The organism is Bradyrhizobium sp. (assembly GCF_016462955.1).
Lineage (GTDB): Bacteria > Pseudomonadota > Alphaproteobacteria > Rhizobiales > Xanthobacteraceae > Bradyrhizobium.
On the sequence record NZ_JAEMSD010000189.1, the window covers coordinates 11,157 to 11,704 of the forward strand.

The 548-nt window shown below is 68.4% G+C and carries 2 protein-coding genes; both read left to right on the forward strand.

Annotated features, from left to right (window positions below):
* The coding region (locus JHD07_RS19740) for a biliverdin-producing heme oxygenase (RefSeq protein ID WP_291624903.1) at window positions 1-456 on the forward strand (456 nt) is incomplete at its 5' end.
* On the forward strand, window positions 453-548 hold a 96-nt coding region (locus tag JHD07_RS39815; protein WP_366864835.1), incomplete at its 3' end, for a hypothetical protein. The genes JHD07_RS19740 and JHD07_RS39815, both read left to right, overlap by 4 nt.

Consider the following 548-nt stretch of genomic DNA (forward strand, 5'->3'; position numbering starts at 1 on the left):
ACCGTTCTGGCGGGCTACCGCCGTTTTCTCCAAGCCAGCGCCGGCGCGCTGCTGCCGCTCGAAGCCGCCCTCGTCGAGGCGGGTGTCGCCGACCTGTTTCCGGACTGGCCGGAGCGCACGCGCAGTGCCGCGATCGCGGCCGATCTCGGACGGCTCGGCAGCGACGCGCAATCCACCGTCTTGGTTCCGCCGCTCACCCCCAGCGGTATGCTCGGCGCCATGTACGTGCTCGAAGGTTCCCGGCTCGGAGCCAAATTCCTGCTCAGGGAGCTCGCGGACGCCACCGACCCGCGCATCACGCAAGCGACCAGCTATCTCCGCCACGGTGCGGGCAAGCGCCTCTGGCAGAGCTTCCTGTCGACGCTTGAAAGCGAACGGTCCTGCGACGAGGTCGAAGCGATCGCGGGAGCGCGCATCGCCTTCGCCGCGTTCGAGCGGGCGGCGGACCGCGCATGAACGAAGCCGTCAATCTCACCAATTGCGATCGCGAGCCCATCCACGTTCCCGGCAGCGTGCAGCCTTACGGCTTTCTGCTCACGGTGCTCTCC